Genomic DNA, 21,968 nt, shown 5'->3' on the forward strand with positions numbered 1-21,968 from the left:
TTTCGCGTCTTACGCAAACACAAGGTAACCGGGTCGCTTCAAGGCACGTTATGGAGATGCTCAAGCTAGCTTATGAAAGGTGCGAACCAGCGACCGATAGGGCCGGTCAGTTCCAGTCGCCCGGCTGTGACCGCGAAGCAGATGCAATCCTCGCCCTTGTCGGCAATCGGCTTGTGATCCACATCGCCGTCGGCAAAGGCGATGTCCCCGGTCACAAAGTGTCCGTCCTCGTCGCTGAAACCTCCCTGCAGCACCAGCGTCAGTTCGGCGCCATGGTGTGTATGAGACGGCAATGCCCGTCCACCCCGGACCCACAACAAACTGGTATTGCAGCCATCGATTTCACCGAACCTGCATTCACGCACCCCCGGCAGAAGGCCCTTCCAGGCAACCTCGTTCATGGATGGCCCGATAATGGACTGCAGGGAACGCGGCACTCCGCGCGCGATCATATCGTTCTCAAGGGGGGCGGAAGAAATCTCGTCGATCAAAGGCCCATCTGAGCTGAAAATCGCACTGAGAGCGGTATCGCGGTCGCTCAGCGCAACGGGCTCCGCGCCATCCAGATCCATTCCGGCGAGAGTTTCAAGAGACGATACATAGCCTCTGTTCCGGCCACTCAATTCCAGATGCGCCCCGACGAGCGCCTGGGCTGGATAGGATAATGTCCCGGCCGCATAGCCGGCCAACAATTCATCCATTCCAGTCACGTTGTTTTCCATTATCGCTCTCATCAGGCTCCGAACACTCATGTTGCTACATGGCCGATACGCCAGGCAACGATATTCGGATCATTCCTTACACCAAATTTGTTGAACTTTGAATTTCCGCTCAGGCCCGACAGGCAAATTATACGCCCGCGCATTTCATCAAACAGCGGGAAAACAACGTAATTTCTGTCTCAATGCTGGCATTCCAGGCTCCAAGCCTTACATTGCAAACTTGATCCACTTGGTCGAGACAATTAGCGTCCGGTCTCATCAGATTCCATCTGGCCGCCACCGGGTCCGGCCAGATCACCCGGGATTTTACAAATGTCTGTGTCAGCCAGCGTTGTCGATGCCATCGGCAACACCCCCCTTATCCGCCTCAAGGCCCTTTCCGAAGAAACCGGATGTGAAATCCTGGGCAAGGCAGAATTCATGAACCCGGGCCAGTCGGTCAAGGACCGCCCTGCCCGTCAGATGATCCTTGAAGCCGAAGCCCGCGGCGATCTCAAGCCGGGTGGCGTGATCGTAGAGGGAACAGCAGGCAATACCGGTATTGGCCTTGCCCTGGTGGCCAGTGCGCGCGGTTACAGAACCGTGATCGTGATTCCGGAAACCCAGACCCAGGAAAAGAAGGACATGTTGCGTCTTTGCGGCGCAGAACTGGTCGAAGTTCCAGCCAAGCCGTTCAAGGACCCGAACAACTACCAGCATGTTGCCCGGCGTCTGGCTGAAGAACTGGCCAAAACCGAGCCCAACGGCGTCATCTTCGCCGATCAGTGGAACAATCTCGACAACCGCAAGGCCCATTACCTGACCACCGGACCCGAGATTCTGGAGCAGACAGGTGGCAAGGTCGACGGTTTCATATGTGCCGTCGGTTCCGGTGGAACGCTGGCCGGTGTCTCCAGTTTTCTTCAGGAAAACAAACCCGGTGTCATTATCGGCTGCGCCGACCCGCGGGGCGCGGCGATGCAGTCCCTGTTCACCACCGGTGAGGCCGTCGCTTCCGAGGGCGGATCCATTGCCGAGGGCATCGGCCTTGGCCGCAGCACGCCCATCGTCCGCGACGTGAAGGTCGATCATGCCTATACGATTCCCGACGACGAGGCCTTGCCGCTGGTCTTTGCCCTCGCCCGGGATGAAGGCCTTTTGTTGGGCGGATCCACGGGGATCAATCTTGCCGGGGCTCGCCGGCTCGCCAGGGAAATAGGTCCGGGCAAGACCATCGTCACCATCTTGTGCGACCACGGCACCCGGTCGCAGTCCAAGCTCTACAATCCGGAGTTCCTGCGATCCAAGAAGCTGCCTGTTCCCGAATGGCTGGAACGGCGGGACTCCATCCAGCCTCCCCTGGCCTGACGCTCACCCGGCTGAAGATACATGGATCCGACAGATCAAGATCTTATACAGGATGGCACGGTTGCCGATACGGTAATCAGGGACACGGTGCAAGATGTCGGTTTTCTCGACCTCATGGCGCACAATCTCGGTCTGGTCGCCGCCTTTGTCGCACTCATGTATATCACCGCCAGTATCTGCGCCGTCCGTGAGGTCATGAACTCGCGGACGTCGCAAGGCTCGGTCGCATGGCTGCTGTCCCTGTTCTTCCTTCCCTATATCACCGTGCCGCTCTATTTCGTCTTCGGATGGCGTTCATTTTCCGATTACGCCAAGATCCAGGCCACACTGGGCCGTGCGGAAAGGGCACGACGGGCCGATGAACTTGGACTTACGGACCATGAGGAAACCCGGGACTGGCCGGTTCTGTCGCGCGTCGCCGGGGTCCCGTTTCTGGCAGGCAACACTGCGGAGCTGCTGATCGACGGCGAGGCGACATTCTCGGCTATCAAAAAAGCCATCGCCGAAGCGCAGAATGTCATCTTCTTTCAGTTTTTCGCCATTCATGAAGATGCACTCGGCCGGGAAATGGCCGATGCGCTGATCGCCCGGGCAAAGGAAGGGATCCGCGTTTATTTCCTTTATGACGACGTCGGCAGCCACGGCTTGTCCAGAGCGTATCTCAACCGCCTGAAAGAAGCCGGGATCAAGGTCTGCGGCTTCAATGAAAATCACAAGTTCCTGCGCCTGCTGGGGCCGATGCGTCTCAATTACCGCAATCACCGCAAGCTGGTCGTCACCGATTTGCGCACCGCGTTCGTGGGCGGTCACAACGTTGCCGACCAATATGTCGGGCGCAACAAGTGGTTCGGCAGATGGCGCGATACCCATGTGAAAGTCTCGGGACCTGCAGGCGTCGGTTGCGCCCTGTCCTTTACGGAAGACTGGCTCTGGGCCAGCGGCGAGCGGATCGAATTGCCGCCGGTCACCGAAGTGCCGATGCCCGGTGACGAATCCGTGCTGGTGATGCCTACGGGGCCTGCCGACAAGCTGGAAGAATGCGCGATCGCCTTTGTCGAAGCGGCCGCACGTGCAAAAAAACGGTTCTGGATCACGACACCTTATCTCGTACCCTCGCTGGATGTGCAGACAGCCCTTTGCGCTGCTGCCATGCGCGGTGTCGATGTGCGCATTCTGCTGCCCGAAAAACGCGATCACTGGACCGTCTGGCTGGCCAGCCATGCCTATGAGGACACACTGGTGCAGCGGGGCGTGAAAGTTTACCGCTATACGGACGGTTTCCTGCACCAGAAGGTGACCCTTCTGGATGACGATCTCGTCTCGATCGGCACGGTTAATTTCGACAACCGGTCCTTCCAGATCAATTTCGAACTCACCTTGTGGTTCACCCATGAGCGCATGATCGGCAAGGTGGAGGAAATGCTGGAAACCGATTTCAAGAGTGCGAAACTCACATGGCCGGAAGCCTTCCAGTCCCGCAGCTATGTCTTCCGCGTCCTGGCCCAGGGGGCGCGGCTTCTCTCGCCAATTCTCTAAGATCTCGTAGTATCCAAGTCCGGTTCGCCCTGTTCCTTTTCCGTCAGACTGTTCGAAGGAGACCCTCATGACGACCCCCTTGTTTCGCGACGATGCCTATCTTCGATCCTGTGAAGCGGAAGTGGCGGGCGTCAATGAGCGCGGCGGTATTGTGCTGGACAGAACCGTCTTTTACGCCACCGGCGGCGGGCAGCCCGGCGACAGCGGTTACCTGGAACTGGAAGACGGCAGCCGGATCGACATCGCCACAGCGGTTTATGACGAGGACAAGAAAACCATTGTCCACGTACCTTCTGAGGGCCAGTCCCTGCCTTCGCCAGGCACGAAGCTGAGCGTCCATATCGACTGGTCCCGGCGCTATCGGTTGATGCGCATGCATACGGCCCTGCATTTGCTGTCGGTTGCCTTGCCGTTTCCGGTCACCGGCGGTCAGATCGGCGATCCGGAGGGGCGCCTCGACTTCGACATGGGTGAAGAGACCATCGACAAGGAGAGCCTTCTGGAAAAGATCAATGAACTCGCCAGCGGCGATCATGAAGTCACAACCGAATGGATCACCGACGAGGAACTGGACGCCAGTCCGGGGCTCGTCAAAACGATGACCGTCAAGCCACCGCGCGGCTCGGGACGTGTCCGGCTGGTCAGGATCGGCGGCGAAATCGATCTGCAGCCCTGTGGTGGCACCCATGTTTCCAGGACCTCTGAAATCGGCCTGCTTGCCCTCGGCAAGATCGAAAAGAAGGGCAAACAGAACAGGCGCGTCCGCATTCGTCTCAGCGACTGAATGGATGTGAGGTTCAAGATCCCCTTTGTCATGACCTCAACCCAATGTGGAAAAGGCTGCCGGTCTTGAAGTGCCGGACGAAGCTGTCAGTATTCCGCAGGACGATAGATGCTGGAGTGGAAGCCGGAACATGAAACTTTCAGGAGGATGCCAATGCGGGGCCGTGACTTTCGAAATGGAAAGCCGGACCCCCTACCCATTCATGCGATGCTATTGTTCGATCTGCAGGAAGGTCGGAGGCAGCGCCGGATATGCCATCAATCTCATGGCTGCTGCCGACAGTCTGAAGATGAAAGGCGAAGCGTCCAAGGCATTTTACCATGCCATGACAGACGGAAAGCCCAGTTCGGCGGAACGGCACTTTTGCGGCTCCTGCGGCAGTCACCTCTGGCTCTGGGATCCGAACTGGCCGGAGCTGATCCATCCCCACGCCGGCGCTATCGACTCAGCCTTGCCAACGCCGCCGGAGAGTGTCCATATCATGCTTGAATTCAAACCGGACTGGGTCGATGTTCCGGAAGGACCGGGACATGTTCACTTCCAGCGCTATCCGGATCTGTCCATCGAAGACTGGCACAAGTCCAAGGGCCTCTACGAGACTTGAGGAAACCATAGGATCGACCACCCGCCTGTACCGACCCAATGACTGGCCGACAATCTCCCGTCTCCGGACCTCGTGGTGATCAACGCTAGTCCCTCCCCGTCACGCAACGGGATGCTCTCTCATTAAGCCCGGGGGCTCATATTTCCGGCCCGGTTTTCGTCGAGGTCTACGAAATGCGCGAGTGGGGCAGCGACCTGCCCCACTCGCTGGACGACAACAGCTCAGCCATAGTCAAGGCTATTTGCGACCGGATCACGTTCCCGTTTGCAGCACTTCAAAGAAATCACGAATTTCCTGTGATATTTGATTGGTACTGAGATTCATGCTGTCAGCCGCCTCCAGGAAGTCGCTAGCGGCTTTGTCTGTCGTTTCGATTGCTTCCCCCACACCACTGATATTTTGATCGAGAGACTCGGCCCCTGTGGCCAAGGTCTGGATACTTTGCGATATCTCCTGGGTGGCTGCTCCCTGTTCCTCAACTGCGGCTGCGGCTGACGCCGTCATTTCATTCAGCTCCTTGACGACCTCGGATATCGAGTTGATGGAGGCCACCGCGGCGCCGGTCGACTGTTGAATTTCACCGACCTGTTGATCGATCTCTTCGGTCGCCTTTGCCGTTTGCTCGGCCAGCACCTTGACTTCGCTTGCAACGACGGCAAAGCCTTTACCCGCATCACCGGCGCGTGCCGCTTCAATGGTCGCATTGAGTGCAAGAAGGTTGGTCTGTTCCGCGATGGCGTGGATCAACCCCACGACATCACCGATCTTCTGTGCTGCCCCGGACAGACCGGCCACCTGCTGACTCGATTCTTCGGTACCTGCCGCAGCCTGGCTGGCAATAGTTGACGCGCCAGTAATCTGTTTGGAAATTTCCTGGATGGAGCTTGACAGTTCCTCCGTTGCAGAGGCAACGGTCTGAACACTCACCTTGGTGTCCATCGACACACTCGTCGCGTGTTTCACCTGTTCCTGAGCTGATTTCGATACGGTAGTCAGCGTTCCCGCACCGTCCGAGATCAAGCGCGCGCCCTGATCCACCATCTCAAGTGGCTGCTCGACCTTGCGCTGGAAGCTCTCGATGGCCGTGTTCTGACGTTCGTTCTGCTCAGCCCTTTCCTGCAACAGCTTTTCTTCATACGTCGAGATTGCCAGATCCATGTCCAGGAAAACCGCGGCAGTAATGGCAGTCAGGTACTTGGTCCGATCCTTGAGCGTCCGCTTATATTTACGCATTATTGTGGAGTGCAATCGGGACAACACAAAATTGTATCCACCAATATACCATCTTGGTTCCAGGCCAATTCGGCAGTGAACATGTCCAACCCGGTTGATGCTATCCTGATACTCTTGATCAAAGCCGTTGTTGAACAATTTCTCCCAGTGGCTTTCCTGTGCTGACATCAATTGCGGTTGCAATTCTCCGATCATTTCCGAGAGGTGCGGATAGCGCTTGATATGACTGTAGAAGGCGGAAAGAACCTCCCCAAGGTTCGGTTGGATGACAGGCCAAAGATTCCTGAGGGTCGTGATGGTCTCCTTATCAATTTCCGCAAACTGCAGGCGCTTCTGAAAGTCATTTTCATTGTGGGTCATTGCCGGTCTCCAATTTATCTAAAAATTACCTCCTTCCCCAAACAAGTAATTAACTAACAAATACATCGTAATTACTGACTATTAGTCTGCGACCGCCTTAATTTATTAACTGTCATTAATACGAATATACTGTCTATTTGAACAAGGCATCGGTTCCAGATCGAATCGTTACGGGTTCCCCCTAAAAGCTCTGCCGCCAACGACCAATCATTTGACTGCGACAAACCAGTCTCCGGCAGAGCGGATCAGCCGGTGTTTTCAGACCCTGCTCCACGGAGACTTTTCCGGAAGAAATTCAAGTTTTGCATTCCCTCAAGTCAGACAAAGGCAGTGACCTTCTACTGGGCTTGTTCGGACATGCTAAAACTACTTGATTGGCAACCGCGCATCTTCATCCGCGTCGAAATATTTTAAAACACCCTAATAATATTAAAATAATAAATATAACTTCAATTACTTTATTTATTATAGACTTTTTTCCGTCTTATCATCTATCTTGTTCATAATACTATTTTAAACAAAAGTTCATTAGATAAAATTTCACCCTTTGCATTTCACCACCAGACATTTGCATCCAAAGCCGAAAAGACAGCTGTTGGGAGCGCAGTGCGGCACACAGGCAATCGGCAAGCGAACTGCCAGGGTTTTTCCGGCCTTTTTGCTCCTTTTGCAGAGACTACCGGTTTCGTTCGGCCCGGCACATGCCGCGTTGACGATCAGCTTTTCTTCTTCCTATCGAAACAAGGTCCATCGGTGTGCGTCACGTGAACCGAGATGCATGCAGCCTATTTCCCCCTTGCCAACGCCGATGGAGACCGTCCATATCATTCTTGAATTCACGCCGGATTGGGTCGATGTTCCGGAAGGTCCGGGACATGGTCGCTTCCAGCGCTATCCGGATCTGTTCATCGAATACCGGAACAGGTGCAAAGGCCTTTACGAGACTTAAGGAAAACGCATGACCGACCACCCGCTCGTGTCGACCCAATGGCTGGCCGATCATCTCTCCTCTCCCGATCTCGCGGTCATCAATGCCTGGATGCCACCAGTCACACATCCGGATGCTCCGCCTGTCTATCCGGAAGCCCATATCCCGGGTGCGGTATTCTTCGACGTCAACGAGATCTGCGACAAGGGTGTTGACCTGCCCCATATGCTCCCGGCCCCGCACGTATTCTCCTCCGCCATGCGCAAGCTCGGTATCGGCGACGGTCAGACACTCGTGGTCTATGACGATTTCGGCCTCTACTCCGCCGCCCGCGTCTGGTGGACCTTCCGCACCATGGGAGTGGAGCGCGTCTATGTACTGGATGGCGGGTTTCCCAAATGGCGGGCGGAGGGCCGGCCGTTTGACGATCACACTCCGCGTCCGGTTCAGAGCCATTTCTCGGCCCGCTTGAACCACGGCGCCGTGGCCGATCTGGCCCACCTGCGCGAAACCATATCGTCCGGTCGGAGGCAAATCCTGGATGCGCGATCCGCAGAGCGTTTTGCCGGAGACGCGCCAGAACCAAGGGCCGGACTCCGGGCCGGTCACATGCCTACGGCACGCAATCTGCCTTTCACGCGGCTTCTTTCCGAAAATGCCACCTTTCTGCCGCGCGAAGACCTTGCCGCCGCGTTCCGGGATGCGGGGATAGATCCGGAAAAGCCGGTGACGACCACATGCGGGTCCGGTGTCACCGCTGCGATACTGACGCTTGGCCTGACCATTCTCGGAGTTCGGGACCTTGCCCTTTACGACGGGTCCTGGGCCGAATGGGGCGGCCGGGACGACACGGAGGTCGTCACCGGTTCGGAGTGAGCCTAGGTTCCGGTTTTCAAGGCGTCGAAGAAGCCCCGGATTTCATCTGAAATTTCATTGGCGCCAGCGGTCATCCGGTTCGCGACGGAAAGGAAATTTTCCGCGGCGCGACCGGTCGACTCAATTGCTTGTCCCACGCCACCAATGTTCTCATCCAGGGTATCGGCGCCAGCGGCGACGGTCTGGACGTTCTTCGATATTTCCTGCGTCGCCGCACCCTGTTCTTCAACCGCAGCGGCGATTGTTGCCGTCATTTCATCAAGCCGGTTGACCACTTCGGAAATCGAATGAATGGACGTGACCGCATTGTCTGTCGACTGCTGGATCTCATCGACCTGCTGACTGATTTCCTCTGTCGCCCTTGCCGTTTGTTCCGCAAGGGTCTTGACCTCACTGGCAACGACCGCGAAGCCTTTTCCGGCGTCTCCGGCACGAGCGGCCTCAATGGTCGCGTTGAGTGCAAGCAGATTGGTCTGTTCGGCAATGGCCTGAATCAACCCGACGACATCTCCGATCTTCTGCGCGGCCCCCGCCAGACTTGAAACCTGCTCGCTGGAACGCTCCGTGTTGTCGGCAGCTTCGCTTGCGGTCCTGGAGGCGTTCGAGATCTGCTTGGAAATTTCCTGTATGGAAATTGACAGTTCTTCAGCCGCGGACGCCACGGTCTGGACGCTTTCGCTGGACTCCCTGGAAACCGTCTCCGCCACGTGGACCTGTTCCTGCGCGGATTTGGAGACATCCATCAACTGGCCCGCTTCACCGGCCATGTCGCGCGCATCTTCATCGACTTTCAGGAGAGGTTGCTCAACCTGGCTTTCGAACCGTTCAATCAACCGGTTGAGGCGCTCCGTCTGTTCGGCGCGATCCTGCAGAAGCTTTTCCTCATACGTCGAGATCGCCAGATCCATATCCAGCATGACGGCAGATGTGACATGATCGAGAATCTGGCCCAGATCCCTGAAAGACATTCTGTATTTGCGAATAAGAAGATTGTGAAGCCGGGTGAGCACGTAATTGTAGCCGGCAATATACCAGCGTGGCTCAAGCCCGATCCGGCAGTGAACATGGCCGATCCTGTTTATGCTTTCCAGATAGGCTTTATCAAAGCCGTTGGTGAATAGCTTTTCCCAATGTGCCTTCTGCGCAGAGACAAGCCGCGATGTCTTTCCTCCCACCAGGGACGCCAGTTCAGGCTGCGTCTTGATATGCGCATAAAAGCCATTCAACAGATCGTCCAGGGCTGGCTGGACAACTGGCCAGAGCTCTCTGAGCGCGGCAATGGCTTGCGGATCAATCTGGATGAACTTCATTCGGGACTGAAAATCAATATCGCTGTTGTGCATGAGGACCTACCGTTTAAGAGTTCCCCTAACTCGCTCTCCAACATTCAAAAATTCTTTAACGACGGCGAACAAACTGTCTACTTCAACGGATGTTTTCAGCTCTCCCAAGAGAAATCACTGACGCATCTGAAAAGGAGGTCTGAGCACACGCTGAAACCGGGTAATCTGGCAGTCGCCTCGAGCCCTTTCAGCCGAAATCCGGGGCGGATTCAATCGGCAGGCAACGCGGCAGCATATACCTGTCAGTCGACACAAAAAGGCCCTGGAACACGTGTTCCAGGGCCTTTTCTGGCTGGTATGGGCTGCCGTATCGAACAGTCGGGATGCGCCTGCCCAAACCCTTGTCAGTGATGCAGGATCTGGCTGAGGAACAGCTTCGTGCGCTCATGCTGCGGATTGGTGAAGAACTCTTCCGGCTCGTTCTGTTCGACGATCTGGCCCGCATCCATGAAAATGACGCGGTTCGCGACCTTGCGGGCAAAACCCATTTCATGGGTCACGCAGATCATGGTCATGCCTTCTTCCGCAAGACCGACCATGACGTCGAGAACTTCCTTGATCATTTCCGGATCGAGGGCCGAAGTCGGCTCATCGAACAGCATGATTTTCGGGCTCATGCAGAGCGAACGGGCAATGGCAACGCGCTGCTGCTGTCCGCCGGAAAGCTGTCCGGGATACTTGGATGCCTGCTCGGGAATCTTCACGCGCTCCAGATAGTGCATCGCGATTTCCTCCGCTTCCCGTTTCGGCATCTTCCGCACCCAGATCGGCGCGAGCGTGCAGTTTTCCAGGATTGTCAGATGCGGAAACAGGTTGAAGTGCTGAAAGCACATGCCGACTTCGCGACGGATTTCATCGATCTTCTTCAGATCGTCGGTCAGTTCAATACCATCGACCAGGATCTGCCCGGCCTGATGCTCTTCAAGCCGGTTGATACAGCGGATCATAGTGGACTTTCCGGAACCGGAAGGGCCGCAGACAACGATCCTTTCGCCGCGCATGACCTTCAGGTTGATGTCGCGCAGAACGTGAAAATCACCGTACCACTTGTTCATGTTCTTGATTTCGATCGCCACATCGGTTTCCGAAATCGTCATTTTCGTGCGATCGGCTGCGAGTTCCTCGTCGCGTACTGCGTTCACTGTCATGATGTCTACTCCAAGAGTGTTTCGGGTCCGGGGCGCAGCGCTTGTCCGCGCGCCCCGGATGCGAATTCCTAGCGTTTGTGTCCCGTGTGCAGTTTGTTCTCCATGAAGATGGAATAGCGCGACATGCCGAAGCAGAAGCACCAGAACACTATTGCTGCGAAGAGATAACCCGTGTGTCCCTGACTTGGCGTCGACCAGGTCGGGTCCGTGAAGGATGACTGGATCTGGCCCAACAGGTCGAACATGCCGACGATCAGAACCAGAGTCGTATCCTTGAACAGGCCGATGAAGGTGTTGACGATGCCCGGGATCACCAGTTTCAGCGCTTGTGGCAGGACGATGAGATACATCATCGGCCAGAAGCGGAGCCCCAGAGCCATCGCGCCTTCATACTGTCCCTTCGGGATTGCCTGAAGTCCGCCGCGAACCACCTCCGCCATATAGGCGGCGGAGAACAGCGTCACGCCGATCAGTACGCGCAGCAGCTTGTCGAAGGTGACACCCTCCGGCAGGAACAGCGGCAGCATGACCGAGGACATGAACAGCACGGTGATCAACGGCACGCCGCGCCAGAACTCGATGAAGACAATCGAAATCGTCCTGATGATCGGCATTTTCGACCGGCGTCCGAGCGCCAGCGCTATGCCGAGCGGCAAGGACGCGACGATACCCGTCACCGCGATGACCAGCGTCACCAGAAGCCCGCCCCAAACGGCTGTTTCCACGATCGGAAGGATAACCCAGTCACCGATGACCAGACCGGTCAGCAGGTAGTAGGCAATGATCGGGAAGACGATCAGAAACAGGACCGCATTCAGCCGTTTGAACGGTACGCTCGGGATTGCCAGCGGCACCAGAAGCATTAGGAACAGCGCGTAAACGATGTTAACCCGCCAGACTTCCTCACTCGGATACCGCCCGTAGATGAACTGCGGGAAGTAAGCTTCCACATAAGCCCAGCAGGCCCCGCTGTGGCCACCGACCTGAGGCAGACAGGCCTCCCGGTTCTGGCCGGTCCAGACGGCATCGATCAATGCAAACTGGATAAGAGGCGCAATGAGCCAATAGGCCAGAAGAATGCCGATGATTGTCAGCACCGTATTGCCGATGGACGAAAACAGGTTCTGCCGCATCCAGCCGATAATGCCGGTGGTCGAGATAGGCGCCGCCAGGTGCGGCGCCTCCTCGGTTCTGATGTGGAACAAATTTGTGTTTGCCATGATTTATGCGCTCCTTACCGTTCCACGAGCGCCATGCGCTGGTTGTACCAGTTCATGAAGGCTGAAGTGATCAGACTGAGCGATAGATAGACCGCCATCCAGATACCGATGATTTCAATCGCCTGACCGGTCTGGTTCAGAACCGTGCCACCCATGGACACAAGGTCCGGATACGCGATGGCAACCGCCAGGGACGAATTCTTCGTCAGGTTCAGATACTGACTGGTCAGCGGCGGAATGATCACGCGCATTGCCTGCGGGATGATCACAAGACGCAATGTCGGCCCGTTGCGCAGACCGAGCGCATGCGCCGCCTCTGTCTGACCATGACTGACGGCCTGGATACCCGCACGAACGATCTCGGCGATGAACGAAGCGGTGTAGATGGACAGAGCCGCCGTCAGAGCCAGAAACTCGGGGATCACGTTGATCCCGACGTTCAGCTCAAATCCCTGACGAAGGATCGGACCGGATTCAACGAAATTCGGATGCTCCAGGGTCATGGGCATTCCGGTGACCAGATAGGTAATGATCGGAATGCCGATGATGAGTCCCACGCCGGACCAGAAAACCGGAAACTGCTGTCCCGTGTCTTCCTGGCGTTTGCGTGCCCATCGTGAGACGAAGAACGATGCGATAATCCCGATGATCAGGGCATAGCCAACCCACTCGGATCCGGGTTCCCAGATCGGTTTCGGAAGCCGCATTCCACCGATGTTCAGGTGAAATGTATCGAATATCGACCATTTTTCCCGTTTGCCCGGGATGGATCGCAGCACCGCGAAATACCAGAAAAAGATCTGCAGCAGCAGCGGGATATTACGGACCAGCTCGACATAACAATAGGCCAGCCGGTTGATCACCCAGTTGTTGGACAAACGGGCGATACCGATAATGAAGCCGAGAAGAGTCGCAAAAATGATTCCGACCGCGGCAACCAGAAGTGTATTCAAAAAGCCGACGTAAAGAGCCCGGCCATAGCTTGATGTTTCAGAATATTCGACCAGCGACTGGTTGGTTCCAAAGCCGGCCGTGTTTTCAAGAAAGCTCCAACCGGAGGCAATATTCTGCCTTTCAAGGTTGGTTATCGTGTTCGTAACGATGAAGTATCCCAATGAAACCACCGCGATCACCAATACCAACTGGTAAAAGATGCTGCGGATTTTGGGATCATTCATCAGCGAAGCACGCGCCGGCGCCCCCGCCGAGTCCTGCTCCATTACTGACATAGAACCTCGCCCAAGTTATACGGAAAGAGCCCGGCTTTCAGCCTCTCCTCTTTCACGTCCAAACCTGTCTCTGCAGAGCGCATTCGCGCTTTCCCCTGTCGGTCGAGACAGTCTGTCCCCCCGCGCCATTGCCGGTATGTTCCGACTTCCGATGCGTGGAATTTATTAGGGGTCCCGGCAGCTTTGCGCCGCCGGAACCCCATAAACCCTCGGATTATATGAGGATCAGCGGACCGGCGGGGCGTACATGAAGCCGCCTGCGTTCCACAATGCGTTCACACCGCGCGAGATGCCGAGCGGAGTGTCCGGGCCAACGTTGGCGTTGAAGGACTCTTCGTAGTTGCCGACGTTCTTGACGATGTTGTAGGCCCAGTCGTTGGACAGGCCGATGGCTTCGCCGAATGAACCCTCAGCGCCCAGCAGACGCTTGACGGACGGATTGTCGGAAGCCTTCATTTCATCGACATTTTCGGAGGTCACGCCGAGTTCTTCAGCGTTGAGCATCGCGTTCAAGGTCCACTTGGCGACGTTGAACCACTCGTCGTCACCCTGACGCACGACCGGACCCAGCGGCTCTTTGGAAATGATTTCCGACAGAACCATGTGGTCGCCCGGGTTGGTGAGCTTCAGGCGCTGAGCGTACAGACCGGATGCATCCGTGGTGTACACGTCGCAACGACCGGCGTCATATGCAGCAACAACTTCGTCGGCTTTTTCGAAAGCAACGATTTCGTACGGCATATTGTTGGCACGGAAGTAGTCGGCAACGTTCAGCTCGGTCGTGGTACCGGTGTTGGTGCAGACGGATGCGCCGGAAAGTTCCAGAGCGGACGTGACACCAAGATCCTTGCGGACCATGAATCCCTGGCCGTCATAGTAGTTCACACCAGCAAAGTTCAGACCCAACTGGGTGTCGCGTGACATGGTCCAGGTGGTGTTGCGTGACAGTACGTCAACTTCGCCGGACTGCAGAGCGGTGAAACGCTCTTTTGCAGACAGCGGAGTGAATTTCACAGCGGAGGCGTCGCCGAATACTGCGGCAGCCATCGCGCGGCAGAGGTCAACGTCCAGTCCGGTCCAGTTGCCTTGTGCGTCGGGATTCGAGAAACCCGGCAGGCCCTGACTCACGCCACACTGAATGAAACCTTTAGCCTTGACGTCTTCCAGCGTCGTTGCACCGGCAGCCGTCGTTGCGGCGACTCCCATAGCAGCGCCGAGTACGAGCGGAAGGATTTTTTTCGACATGGATATGCAGCCTTTATTTGTTACCCATACTTTATTCCGTCGAGCCAGACAGGAAGACGCCCTCATCGTCATTCATTGAGGACGATTGCGGCCTTTCCGGCCACTTCCTCCAGGCGTCTCGCGTCCCACCCAACTCACCCATACGATGGCATTTGGCTGTTCGGGTCAAGTACTTGGTGTCGTATTCTCATCAAAATTCTTGACCGAGCTGCCAAATTGCTCCCCGAGACTGCACAAAACGCGAACATGTTCACTTTCTCCGCAACAGCTGCCTAAGTTGCAACCAGCTAGTGTTGCCAAGCTGAAACCACACCCGGGCTGCCGGTCGGCAAATCCGTGAACATCAGCCCGTTCGCAAGGGCCTCCCCTGCACAGGATACACCGTGTATTGCACTGCCCACCCGATGAACAGCCAACCGGGTTGAAGATATCTTCTGTTCGGCTAGTGTTGACTAACACCTTGATATTTCGCTCTTTAGCATCAAGGCCACGCCACCCAAGCAGGACATCATGAACAACAACTCTTCTGACGTGCAAAAAAAGATCGACACGGTGATCACGCATACCGGCCGGCATCCGAAATCCTTTCATGGCTTCGTCAACCCGCCCGTCGTTCATGCCTCGACTGTTCTTTACCCGGATGTCGAGACCATGGTTACCGGCAAGCAGACCTACTCCTATGGACGGCGCGGAAACCCGACCACGGATTCCCTGGAAGAAGCGCTCACGGAAATGGAAGGCGCGGCAGGATCCAAGCTGGCCAATTCCGGTCTGAACGCGATTGCGCTCGCCATATTGTCCTGCGTGAAGTCAGGCGACCATATTCTGATCGCCGACACCGCCTATGGACCGACCCGGCATTTCGCCGATACGGTTCTGCCAGGTTACGGCGTCGCAGTGGAATATTACGACCCAGGTCTTGGAGACGGTATCAGGTCGCTGTTTCGGCCGGAAACCACGGCCGTCTTCACGGAAGCGCCAGGGTCCCTCACGTTCGAAATGCAGGACGTGCCGGCGATTGCCGCCGCCGCGCACGACATCGGGGCGACGACCCTGATGGACAACACCTGGGCCAGTCCGCTCTTCTGCCAACCGCTCTCTTTGGGGATAGACCTGTCCATTCAGGCAGGCACGAAATATATCGTCGGTCATTCCGACGTGATGCTTGGAACAATAGCCGCAAGTGAACGGGCCTGGGAGAAACTGGACACATTTTGCGGCGCCATGGGCAGCCACGTGGCTCCGGACGACGTCTATCTGGGTCTTCGCGGCCTGCGGACCCTTTCGGTGCGTCTTGAACGGCACCAGCGTAACACTTTCACGGTGCTCGACTGGCTGAAGGACCAGCCCGGGATCGGAAAAATTCGCTACCCGGCCCTTGAGAGCGACCCGGGTCACCAGATCTGGAAACGCGATTTTACCGGCAGTTCCGGACTGTGCGCTTTCGATTTCCGGAAAGGCACCACGAGGGACGAGGCGTATTCCTTCCTGAACGCCCTGAAATTTTTCGGGCTTGGATTTTCCTGGGGAGGTTTCGAGAGCCTAGCAATACCTGTGCGGCTGAATGGCATGCGCACCGTGAACCAGCCCGAAGACGACCTGCAATCCGTCCGTCTTCATATCGGGCTGGAAGATCCCGAGGACCTGATCAAGGATCTCGATCAGGCGTTGAAACAGGCCTTGAAGTAACCGCAAATTCCGGCGGCACGATCAGATCGTCGGATCGTGCCGCTTTTCCTTGAAGATCAGCCAGAGATTGCGGAAATAGATCAACAGGCCCAGTCCCTGACCGGCAATGAACACCGGATCCTGGCGCTGTATGGAATAGATCAGCAAAAGCACCCCGCCGGCGATGGAAAAGAACCAGAAGGCGACGGGAACGATGGAGCGGCCAACCCGCTCGGATGCGATCCACTGAATGACGAACCGCATCATGAACATCGCCTGGGCGATGAAACCGAGGATAATCCAGAGATCGAATTGCTCGACGAATACCGCGTGCAGCCAGTCAAAAAGTGCGTTCATGTGAGGTCCAGTCGGTGTTTTCGGTCTTTCGGCGGTTTTTCTAGCGGCATCGGTGCTTCAAGGGGCCAGACGATAGATCAGGTCAGTGCCCGGACTTCGGGAATTTTCTTGCGGCGGCGGCGCAACCACCAGACACCGGCAAGATCGAGTATTCCGACAAGCGCCCGGTCGAAGATCCCGTATTTGGACGTGCCGTGCCGCCGCTGCCGGTCCTGCACGTCGATATGGGTCACGCCGTAGCCTTCGCGGATGACAAGCGCAGGAAGAAACCGGTGCCAGCTGTCGAAATACGGCAACTGCAGAAACACTTCACGCCGCAGGGCCTTGAGGCCGCAGCCGCTGTCGCGGGTGTTGTCGCGCAGGATCGCGCCGCGAATCTTGTTGGCGAATTTGGACGCATAACGCTTTGCAAGACTGGCCTTGCGGCCGAGCCTTTGACCGGCTGCCAATGCGACAGCGGGGCCGGCCGCTTCGAGCGCATCCAGCAGCTTGGGTATGTATGCCGGATTGTTTTCCCCGTCACCGTCAATCGTCGCGACGATATCGCCGCGGGCATGCTGTACACCAGTGCGCACAGCGCAGCTCTGGCCGCATGAGTTTTCATGCCGGATCGGACGCAACCAGTCATGGGTTGCCGCGTAATCCTGCAGAACGATGTCCGTGCCGTCGGATGACCCGTCATCGATGACAATGACTTCAAAACGCCGGCCGTCCAGAGCCGTTTCGATCTCGTCGAGAAGGATCGGCAGGTTTTGGGCCTCATCCTTGGCGGGAACGACAACGGTGACGGCGAGCGATCCCCTGTTTGCGGCCAGACCTTCCAGAAAGCTTTGGGTCATGAGCGTGTCCGTTCTGCCTGTTCCGCCATTTGCGCCTCCGCCAGAACCCGCTCCGCGCCGCGCCGTCCGCGAATAACCTGCCAGACCGCACGCAGGCACGCCATTGCGGACAGCGTATTCATGTTGGGAACGATCTTGCCGGAAGCTGACAAGTGAAAACCGATCCGCCGGCGCGCCATCGCCCGGACGGAAAAGAACGTGAAGGTCATGCCCAGCAAGGTGCCCGCAATGACGTCGCTCGGATAGTGGGCACCGACCATGACCCGGCTGAAGGCCAGCCAGAAGGCAGCGACCACGATCAGCCAGCGGTACGCGGGAAAGATGAAGGCAAGTGCTGTGGCGAGCGCGGCCACGGTGGTCGAATGGCCTGACGGAAAGCTCGTATAGCTGCCGTTGAAGGCCAGAAAGTCAAAATGGACAGGGCCGAATTCCTCGTAGAGTTTCGGCCGGGCGCGCCCGAGCGACCACTTGAAGACGATTGCCAGAAGGCCGGTTGCGGCAACTGTATAGAAGATGAATGCCGCATAGGTGAATAAGGCGCCGATGGCCATGCGCAAACGAAACGCATAGCGTCCCGCGTCCACCGCCAGCAAGGCAAGGCAGACGATGCCCGTGGATCCAAGTATCCAGTCGGACTTGCCGAGATCGGTGAAAACCCGAAAAGCGGAGCGGTATTCGCCGGGCAAAGATTGCAGCCAGGGAAATGTCGGAACGTCAAAGGCGACAACCGCGATGCCGACTGTCAGCAGCAGCACAGCGAGAATGTCCTGCGGCCTTTGGCCTGGGGGCAGAGGATCCCTGTTGTGCCGAGAACGTTCCTTGCGCCCGGCAAACAGAATTGCGGCGCGCCTTATATTCCCGCGCATGCGCGCATGCGCGCGCCAGACAAATTTACCGCTGCTCGTCATTGCCGTCCTGCGTAGCCGTAAGCGAACCGGCGTTCTGATAAAGCGCGATATCGACTTTATCACCGCCGTTGATGTTCAGGCCGTCTACCCTTTTTCGAGCCTCCGGCACAAGACCAATCTCTTTGGCAGCCTCCAAAAAGGCCTGTTCCTCCCGGCTTTCTATGGCCGCGACACGGCAATCACCGGAAGCTGCATCTCCGGATCGGGCGAGAAACTCCGCAGCGCCTTTCGATGAAATGATGCGGGTGCCCGTTCCTTCAAGAAAGATGAAGCTCGGTTCGTGAAAACCCGATGTGACCACCTGGCGGGTTTCCTGCCGCGCGCAGCCGTGAATTCCGTCAAGGGCCGCAACAAGACGCGGACTCACCCACACCGGAGACAGGGCCGGCCCCACAAAGCCCCAGACCCCGACAGCAACGCATATCGCGGCCATTGAAACCGCAGGAAGCGCATGGAGCGCCGGGCCGCGCAAGAGCCGCGTGGCCGCAGCAACAACGAATACAGCGCCAATCGCCACAAGAACGACTCCAGGCGGCGACGGCCATATGCCGAGTGCAAAAGGCCCCGCGAAGGCGGCGACGGAGAGACCGACCACTGGAAGCGCCAGCAGCACTGCGGCGATCCAGCGGACCCAGGTTTTGGCATATGTGCCCGCCCCGTCGATCAATGCGGCGGCGACGGGAAGCGCGAGAGCCGGCAGCAGCGGCATGGTATAGTGAGGCAGCTTGGTCGACACCAGTTCGAAGACAATCCAGCCAGGAACGAACCAGGCGACGGAGAATAACACCAGTGGACTGGCCCGTTCACGCCAGATCAGCGGCAGGGCAATCAGGAAAAATGCCGGCAGCGGCCAGAAGACGCCGAACATGGCGCCCAAATGCGTCAGTGGCGGCGCACCGTGCCCTTCCTGGCCCTGGCCAACCTTCCCGAGCAGGTCCTTGCCGATCGCCTCGGTGAAAAAGCTGCCGTCGGTCGCGATCCATATGGCCACGAACCAGGGCGACACCAGGAGCAGCATCCAGACAATACCGACAAGCGGCGAAGCAGCCTTGAACCATTTGACTTTCCGACGGGCAATCATCAGGCCCGCGACCGTCAGGCCGACAACCATGGGTCCGACCGGCCCCTTGACGAGCACACTTGCCGCGAGAGCCGTCCAGAAGAGAAAACTCAGCCCCCACAATCGGCGTCCCGGGTCTTTCAACCAGATGCGCGCAAGCGCTCCCTGCGCTATGATGATTGTCGCAAGCAGGACCGCATCAGTCTTTGCCAGACGGGCCTCGACGCCAACGATGATCGCCATGGCAATGAACCCGCCGACCAGCAAAGCGCCCGCAGGCCCCATGAAGGCGCGCGCCATCCAGAAACCCGCCAGCACACTCAGCACGGCGCCGATCACCGACGGCATCCGGTATACCCATAGCGGAGCCTCCGCCCCCTGCCCGGTCAGTTTCGCCGCCGCGGCCTGCAGCCAGTATATGCCGACAGGTTTCTTGTGACGCGCCTGCTCCTGAAAACGGATATCGATGTAATCCCCCGTTTCCAGCATCTGTTTGGTCGCCTGGGTAAAGCGGGGTTCATCCCGGTCAAGCGGAGGCACGGTCCATTGTCCCGGAACGAACAAAAGCAAAGACAGCAAAAGCAGCAGAAAGGGAGCGCTGATGTCATGCCCGAATATGCGAAGCCAGACCGGCTTGCGCAGCGCGTTCGGTGCCCCCGTTTCCCCGGTCTCATGACCGGCTTTCTGCTCCGTACCGGCAGAACCGGTGGCCGAGCTGGAAATTGCAGACCCGGCCGCTTCGTTCTGCGGACCTTTATTGTGTTCTTCGCTTTTGTCAGCCATCAATTCCAGTTTCCGATACCTGCCTTGAGCCTGCCCCAGCCGGTCGCCGTCTTCAGAGAACATCTCCTACATGAGCTTTACAAAAAGGGAAACAACCGCTTGCCATGCCGGCTCGCTCGGCTATCGTCCGCAGTCCTGAAACACCCTTTTACATCCGAGATATTCCAATGACCTTGATTGCCCATATGACGGATCTGCACCTGCGCCCAAGAGGCCTCGCGTGCTACCGGGTTTCCGATACCAACATGTTTGCCGAACGGGCAATGCGGTCGCTCAGGGCCCTCAGCTCCACCCCCGATGCCCTGGTCATTACCGGCGACCTGACCGACCGGAGCGATCCGCGCGAATACGCGGTTGCGCGTGAACTTCTTTCGCGGCTGGATCTGCCGATCTACATGATCCCGGGTAATCATGACGGCAGTGCGGATATGCGCAGGGAAATGCACGATTTTCCTGGCATTTCCGAGAGCGGCGACGGCAAGATTTTCTACCGTGCCGATATTGGCGATCTGCAGCTGATCGCGCTCGATACCCATCTTCCCGGAAGACCTGAAGGCGAACTCGGCAGCGATCAGCTTGCATGGCTGGATGCAACCTTGCGCGATAACGCCAAGCCTGCGCTTGTCGCCCTCCACCACCCGCCGGCGATTTCAGGCATAAGTCATATGGACAGGATCGGACTGCTCGATGCCCCTGCCCTTGCGGAGGTGATAGCGCCCTACAATCACGTGGAAAGACTGATTTGCGGACATTTGCACCGGCCGATCATTGCCGGTTTCGCAGGCAAGATCATGACCCTTTCCCCAAGCACCGGGCACCAGGTGGTTCTGGATCTGACGGAGAACAGTCCCGCTCAGTTCAACTTTGAACCCGCCGCCTATTTTCTCCACTATTATTCCCGGGAGTCCGGTGTGGTTTCCCATATGTCCTATGTGGAAAATTTCCCTGGTCCGCATGATTTCTTTGCCGACGAGGGTGTTGTCTGGCCGGGGGATGAAACCTGATGCCGGTGCAGGCCCTCCCGCGAAGGTTCCAGGCGTCGCTGATTTTCTGCATGTTCCCCTTGCTGCTTGCCGCATGCGGTGCGCTGCCGGGCGGCGGAGAACTGGAAGACAAGACGGTTCTGACAGATCAGACTGTCGACGAGGCGCAAATGCTGTCGATGATCAATTCCTACCGGCAGGAAAACGGTCTTCCTGCTCTCCAGCACGATCCGGAACTGGACGCTGTATCTCGGAAGATGGCGCGGCACATAGCCGAGCGCGACAGTATGGACACCTGGGCGCACAGTGTCTTCGGCCTGTCACAACGGCTCGACAAGGCCGGTTACGCCAATTACGCGGGGGCGGAAAATCTCGGTGCGGGCTATGCGGACCTCCCTGCCGCCTTCCGCGGCTGGCAGGGATCGGAAGGCCACAACAAGAATTTACTCAACCCCTACGTGACGCGTGTCGGAATCGCGCGAACCAATCGCAACACAGGGAAATGGCGAAATTTCTGGGTGATGACCCTTGCCAGGCCCTACGCGGATGGCCGCCCGACGCTGCGTTGATGCATGAACCCGAAAAAAAGCGGGGTCTCCCCCGCCTGAAGTCATTTCCAGAGATCGGATGACCAAGTATCATCCTAGCACCTGACGCCCCAATACCTGAGTATCAGCGTCATATTTTCTAGCCCGCGTCATATTCGTTGTCAAACGTCTGATGCCCGGAAGCACCTGCCAGAGCCACATCCATGTTTTCGCTGCTGAATGGACGAGATTATCGACTGGGGCCTAT

Annotated in this window: 21 protein-coding genes; 10 read left to right on the forward strand and 11 right to left on the reverse strand. The window is 57.3% G+C overall.

Annotated features, from left to right (window positions below; all coding sequences use genetic code 11):
* Positions 1 to 65: 65 nt before the first annotated feature.
* The gene (locus tag OA90_RS13310) at positions 66 to 722 is read right to left on the reverse strand and encodes a ChrR family anti-sigma-E factor (protein WP_068412167.1); all 657 of its coding nucleotides are present in this window, start codon (positions 720 to 722) and stop codon (positions 66 to 68) included.
* A gap of 312 nt (positions 723 to 1,034) precedes the next feature.
* Between OA90_RS13310 and OA90_RS13315 the strand changes: the two genes are divergently transcribed.
* From OA90_RS13315 to OA90_RS13330, 4 genes are all read left to right on the forward strand, one after another.
* Positions 1,035 to 2,069, forward strand: coding sequence for a cysteine synthase A (locus OA90_RS13315; protein WP_068412170.1), 1,035 nt, complete (start codon positions 1,035 to 1,037; stop codon positions 2,067 to 2,069).
* Positions 2,070 to 2,090: 21 nt separating this feature from the next.
* A complete protein-coding gene (gene cls / locus OA90_RS13320; RefSeq protein ID WP_082837022.1) occupies positions 2,091 to 3,605 on the forward strand; it encodes a cardiolipin synthase in 1,515 nt (504 codons plus the stop codon).
* Positions 3,606 to 3,672: 67 nt separating this feature from the next.
* On the forward strand, positions 3,673 to 4,389 hold the full coding sequence (locus tag OA90_RS13325) for an alanyl-tRNA editing protein (RefSeq protein WP_068412172.1): 717 nt from the start codon (positions 3,673 to 3,675) through the stop codon (positions 4,387 to 4,389).
* A gap of 130 nt (positions 4,390 to 4,519) precedes the next feature.
* On the forward strand, positions 4,520 to 4,993 hold the full coding sequence (locus OA90_RS13330) for a GFA family protein (RefSeq protein ID WP_068412390.1): 474 nt from the start codon (positions 4,520 to 4,522) through the stop codon (positions 4,991 to 4,993).
* A gap of 252 nt (positions 4,994 to 5,245) precedes the next feature.
* Here the strand turns inward: OA90_RS13330 and OA90_RS13335 are convergent, their stop codons facing one another.
* Positions 5,246 to 6,586 carry a globin-coupled sensor protein gene (locus OA90_RS13335; protein ID WP_068412174.1) on the reverse strand — a complete coding sequence of 447 codons (1,341 nt, stop codon included), beginning with the start codon at positions 6,584 to 6,586 and terminating at the stop codon, positions 5,246 to 5,248.
* A gap of 778 nt (positions 6,587 to 7,364) precedes the next feature.
* Here OA90_RS13335 and OA90_RS28535 point away from each other — a divergent pair.
* Together OA90_RS28535 and sseA are read left to right on the forward strand one after the other, a co-directional pair.
* The gene (locus tag OA90_RS28535) at positions 7,365 to 7,535 is read left to right on the forward strand and encodes a hypothetical protein (protein WP_156510481.1); all 171 of its coding nucleotides are present in this window, start codon (positions 7,365 to 7,367) and stop codon (positions 7,533 to 7,535) included.
* 9 nt (positions 7,536 to 7,544) lie between these two features.
* Positions 7,545 to 8,390, forward strand: a complete 846-nt coding sequence (gene sseA / locus OA90_RS13340) for a 3-mercaptopyruvate sulfurtransferase (protein ID WP_068412176.1) — start codon at positions 7,545 to 7,547, stop codon at positions 8,388 to 8,390.
* Positions 8,391 to 8,392: 2 nt separating this feature from the next.
* On the opposite strand, the gene OA90_RS13345 is transcribed toward sseA, so the two are convergent.
* A complete protein-coding gene (locus OA90_RS13345; RefSeq protein ID WP_244274623.1) occupies positions 8,393 to 9,700 on the reverse strand; it encodes a globin-coupled sensor protein in 1,308 nt (435 codons plus the stop codon).
* On the opposite strand from OA90_RS13345, the gene OA90_RS29495 reads away from it, so the two are divergent.
* Positions 9,596 to 10,084, forward strand: a complete 489-nt coding sequence (locus OA90_RS29495) for a hypothetical protein (RefSeq protein ID WP_244274624.1) — start codon at positions 9,596 to 9,598, stop codon at positions 10,082 to 10,084. The two genes, OA90_RS13345 and OA90_RS29495, sit on opposite strands and share 105 nt — an antisense overlap.
* On the opposite strand, the gene OA90_RS13350 is transcribed toward OA90_RS29495, so the two are convergent.
* The 4 genes from OA90_RS13350 to OA90_RS13365 all read right to left on the reverse strand — a co-directional run bounded on the left by OA90_RS13350 (position 10,078) and on the right by OA90_RS13365 (position 14,575).
* A complete protein-coding gene (locus OA90_RS13350; RefSeq protein ID WP_068412184.1) occupies positions 10,078 to 10,881 on the reverse strand; it encodes an amino acid ABC transporter ATP-binding protein in 804 nt (267 codons plus the stop codon). The genes OA90_RS29495 and OA90_RS13350 overlap by 7 nt on opposite strands.
* A 68-nt stretch (positions 10,882 to 10,949) precedes the next feature.
* A complete protein-coding gene (locus OA90_RS13355) occupies positions 10,950 to 12,101 on the reverse strand; it encodes an amino acid ABC transporter permease (RefSeq protein ID WP_068412190.1) in 1,152 nt (383 codons plus the stop codon).
* Between the two features lie 14 nt (positions 12,102 to 12,115).
* Complete coding sequence (locus OA90_RS13360) at positions 12,116 to 13,330, reverse strand: amino acid ABC transporter permease (protein ID WP_068412193.1); 1,215 nt, start codon at positions 13,328 to 13,330, stop codon at positions 12,116 to 12,118.
* Between the two features lie 225 nt (positions 13,331 to 13,555).
* Positions 13,556 to 14,575 carry an amino acid ABC transporter substrate-binding protein gene (locus OA90_RS13365; RefSeq protein ID WP_068412194.1) on the reverse strand — a complete coding sequence of 340 codons (1,020 nt, stop codon included), beginning with the start codon at positions 14,573 to 14,575 and terminating at the stop codon, positions 13,556 to 13,558.
* Positions 14,576 to 15,085: 510 nt separating this feature from the next.
* Between OA90_RS13365 and metC the strand changes: the two genes are divergently transcribed.
* On the forward strand, positions 15,086 to 16,264 hold the full coding sequence (gene metC, locus OA90_RS13370) for a cystathionine beta-lyase (RefSeq protein WP_068412195.1): 1,179 nt from the start codon (positions 15,086 to 15,088) through the stop codon (positions 16,262 to 16,264).
* Positions 16,265 to 16,285: 21 nt separating this feature from the next.
* Here metC and OA90_RS13375 read toward each other — a convergent pair whose 3' ends face one another.
* The 4 genes from OA90_RS13375 to OA90_RS13390 form a co-directional block, all read right to left on the reverse strand.
* A complete protein-coding gene (locus OA90_RS13375; protein ID WP_068412202.1) occupies positions 16,286 to 16,600 on the reverse strand; it encodes a lipid-A-disaccharide synthase N-terminal domain-containing protein in 315 nt (104 codons plus the stop codon).
* 77 nt (positions 16,601 to 16,677) lie between these two features.
* Entirely contained in the window at positions 16,678 to 17,439 is a 762-nt protein-coding gene (locus OA90_RS13380) for a glycosyltransferase family 2 protein (RefSeq protein WP_068412203.1), read from the reverse strand.
* Complete coding sequence (locus OA90_RS13385; protein WP_208986116.1) at positions 17,436 to 18,194, reverse strand: phosphatase PAP2 family protein; 759 nt, start codon at positions 18,192 to 18,194, stop codon at positions 17,436 to 17,438. Before OA90_RS13385 ends, OA90_RS13380 begins: the two co-directional genes overlap by 4 nt.
* A 136-nt stretch (positions 18,195 to 18,330) precedes the next feature.
* Complete coding sequence (locus tag OA90_RS13390; protein WP_082837032.1) at positions 18,331 to 20,190, reverse strand: glycosyltransferase family 39 protein; 1,860 nt, start codon at positions 20,188 to 20,190, stop codon at positions 18,331 to 18,333.
* A 167-nt stretch (positions 20,191 to 20,357) separates the two neighbouring features.
* Here OA90_RS13390 and OA90_RS13395 point away from each other — a divergent pair, with 167 nt between their 5' ends.
* Positions 20,358 to 21,194, forward strand: a complete 837-nt coding sequence (locus OA90_RS13395) for a phosphodiesterase (protein ID WP_068412211.1) — start codon at positions 20,358 to 20,360, stop codon at positions 21,192 to 21,194.
* Positions 21,194 to 21,742, forward strand: a complete 549-nt coding sequence (locus tag OA90_RS13400) for a CAP domain-containing protein (protein ID WP_068412214.1) — start codon at positions 21,194 to 21,196, stop codon at positions 21,740 to 21,742. Before OA90_RS13395 ends, OA90_RS13400 begins: the two co-directional genes overlap by 1 nt.
* Positions 21,743 to 21,968 lie beyond the last annotated feature (226 nt).

Origin of the sequence: Labrenzia sp. OB1 (genome assembly GCF_001624695.1) — a bacterium.
Classification (GTDB): domain Bacteria; phylum Pseudomonadota; class Alphaproteobacteria; order Rhizobiales; family Stappiaceae; genus Roseibium.

Coding starts and splice junctions, on each gene's coding strand:
- OA90_RS13310 (WP_068412167.1), bottom strand. CDS start 722: ATGGAAAACAACGTGACTGGAATGGATGAATTGTTGGCCGGCTATGCG.
- OA90_RS13315 (WP_068412170.1), top strand. CDS start 1,035: ATGTCTGTGTCAGCCAGCGTTGTCGATGCCATCGGCAACACCCCCCTT.
- cls (WP_082837022.1), top strand. CDS start 2,091: ATGGATCCGACAGATCAAGATCTTATACAGGATGGCACGGTTGCCGAT.
- OA90_RS13325 (WP_068412172.1), top strand. CDS start 3,673: ATGACGACCCCCTTGTTTCGCGACGATGCCTATCTTCGATCCTGTGAA.
- OA90_RS13330 (WP_068412390.1), top strand. CDS start 4,520: ATGAAACTTTCAGGAGGATGCCAATGCGGGGCCGTGACTTTCGAAATG.
- OA90_RS13335 (WP_068412174.1), bottom strand. CDS start 6,586: ATGACCCACAATGAAAATGACTTTCAGAAGCGCCTGCAGTTTGCGGAA.
- OA90_RS28535 (WP_156510481.1), top strand. CDS start 7,365: ATGCAGCCTATTTCCCCCTTGCCAACGCCGATGGAGACCGTCCATATC.
- sseA (WP_068412176.1), top strand. CDS start 7,545: ATGACCGACCACCCGCTCGTGTCGACCCAATGGCTGGCCGATCATCTC.
- OA90_RS29495 (WP_244274624.1), top strand. CDS start 9,596: ATGCGCATAAAAGCCATTCAACAGATCGTCCAGGGCTGGCTGGACAAC.
- OA90_RS13345 (WP_244274623.1), bottom strand. CDS start 9,700: ATGAAGTTCATCCAGATTGATCCGCAAGCCATTGCCGCGCTCAGAGAG.
- OA90_RS13350 (WP_068412184.1), bottom strand. CDS start 10,881: ATGACAGTGAACGCAGTACGCGACGAGGAACTCGCAGCCGATCGCACG.
- OA90_RS13355 (WP_068412190.1), bottom strand. CDS start 12,101: ATGGCAAACACAAATTTGTTCCACATCAGAACCGAGGAGGCGCCGCAC.
- OA90_RS13360 (WP_068412193.1), bottom strand. CDS start 13,330: ATGTCAGTAATGGAGCAGGACTCGGCGGGGGCGCCGGCGCGTGCTTCG.
- OA90_RS13365 (WP_068412194.1), bottom strand. CDS start 14,575: ATGTCGAAAAAAATCCTTCCGCTCGTACTCGGCGCTGCTATGGGAGTC.
- metC (WP_068412195.1), top strand. CDS start 15,086: ATGAACAACAACTCTTCTGACGTGCAAAAAAAGATCGACACGGTGATC.
- OA90_RS13375 (WP_068412202.1), bottom strand. CDS start 16,600: ATGAACGCACTTTTTGACTGGCTGCACGCGGTATTCGTCGAGCAATTC.
- OA90_RS13380 (WP_068412203.1), bottom strand. CDS start 17,439: ATGACCCAAAGCTTTCTGGAAGGTCTGGCCGCAAACAGGGGATCGCTC.
- OA90_RS13390 (WP_082837032.1), bottom strand. CDS start 20,190: ATGGCTGACAAAAGCGAAGAACACAATAAAGGTCCGCAGAACGAAGCG.
- OA90_RS13395 (WP_068412211.1), top strand. CDS start 20,358: ATGACCTTGATTGCCCATATGACGGATCTGCACCTGCGCCCAAGAGGC.
- OA90_RS13400 (WP_068412214.1), top strand. CDS start 21,194: ATGCCGGTGCAGGCCCTCCCGCGAAGGTTCCAGGCGTCGCTGATTTTC.